At 66.9% G+C, this 1,373-nt stretch carries 1 protein-coding gene; it reads left to right on the top strand.

All coding sequences use genetic code 11. The features are described 5' to 3' along the window. Nucleotides 1-152 precede the first annotated feature (152 nt). Nucleotides 153-1,364 carry an ISAs1 family transposase gene (locus tag F8271_RS31395; protein ID WP_225854900.1) on the top strand — a complete coding sequence of 404 codons (1,212 nt, stop codon included), beginning with the start codon at nucleotides 153-155 and terminating at the stop codon, nucleotides 1,362-1,364. Nucleotides 1,365-1,373 lie beyond the last annotated feature (9 nt).

Here is a 1,373-nt window from a genome sequence, read left to right as displayed (position 1 = left end):
CAGGGCTATTGCGTAGTCGGTTGAAGGGTGTCTGAACTGGGAGTTTGGGGTGGGATCCAGCGAGGGTGAGGGTCCAAGTAGGACGGGTGCGACCCGTTGGTGATCATGGAGTTTGCGAAGACCCATGATCCAGAACAGGACCGCACCCGCCGATGTCATCATCACTTACCGAGATCCTGCTGCCGCATCCACCCACCGATGTGCCGTTACCTACCGCGGTCACCGAAGGTGACCATCGCAGCCTGTTCGTGGTGCTGGCTGCGGTGTCTGACCCGCGCGATCCACGGGGCCGGCGCTATCCGCTGGTGAGCATCCTGTCCGTGGCGGTGTGTGCGGTGCTGGCCGGAGCGTGCACGTTCGCCGCGATCAGCGACTGGGTGCGCGATCAGGACCGATCGGTGTGGGACCGACTCGGGTTCACCGATCGGGTTCCCGCAGCCACGACGGTGTGGCGGCTGTTGATCCGTATCGACGCCGAGGTGCTGTCGCAGGTGTTGGCCCGGTGGCTGCGTGCCCGGGCGGCGCCGGTGGTGGTGACCGGACGGCGGTGGCGCCTCGTCATCGCCGTCGATGGGAAGGTCGTCCGCGGTGCCCGGCTACCCGACGGGCGGCAGGTCCATCTGCTCTCGGCCTACGACACGAGCACCGGTGTCGTGCTCGCCCAGGTGCAGATCGCGGCGAAGTCCAACGAAATCCCGGCGTTCACGCCGCTGCTGCGGCTGGTCGCGGCCCAGCTGGGATCACTCACAGACATCCTGGTCGTCGCGGACGCGTTGCACGCCCAGACCGGACACGCCGAGCTGCTCGCCGCCGCCGGAGGGCATCTGATGGTCGCGGTCAAGGCTAACCAACCGAAGCTGTTCGCGCAGCTCAAGGCCCTACCCTGGACGCAGGTCCCGGTCGGAGACCAGACCCGCGACACCGGCCACGGCCGTAAAGAAACCCGAACCGTCAAAGCAATCACCATCCACACCCCAGGCGGGTTGGGCTTTCCGCACGCACAGCAGGCCGTCCGGATCACCCGGACCCGCACGATCAAGGGCAGAACCACCCGCGAAACGGCGTACCTGACCGTGTCCCTGCCCGCCGAGCAGGCCCAGCCCACCGACCTGGGCACCTGGGCCCGGTCCGAATGGCACATCGAGAATCGCCTGCACCACGTCAGAGACGTGACGCTACGTGAAGACGCCCACCGGGCCAGGACCGGCAACGGCCCTGCCGTCTTCGCCACGCTCCGTAACACCTCAATCGGCTACCACCGCACCAACGGTGCAACCAACATCGCCGAAGCCACCCGACGCGCCAACCACCGCCCACACGACCTCATCGACGCCGTGACCAGGAGTAACCCCACTACGCAATAGCCCTGGCCG

It is taken from the genome of Micromonospora sp. ALFpr18c (genome assembly GCF_008868155.1).
Taxonomy (GTDB): Bacteria; Actinomycetota; Actinomycetes; order Mycobacteriales; family Micromonosporaceae; genus Micromonospora.
Note: the sequence above shows the minus strand (reverse complement) of the source record. Positions and strands in the feature narration are given on the sequence as shown.

What these genes read in the sequence shown, in the direction of transcription:
- F8271_RS31395 (WP_225854900.1), top strand. Translation starts at nt 153, where the DNA reads ATGTCATCATCACTTACCGAGATCCTGCTGCCGCATCCACCCACCGAT.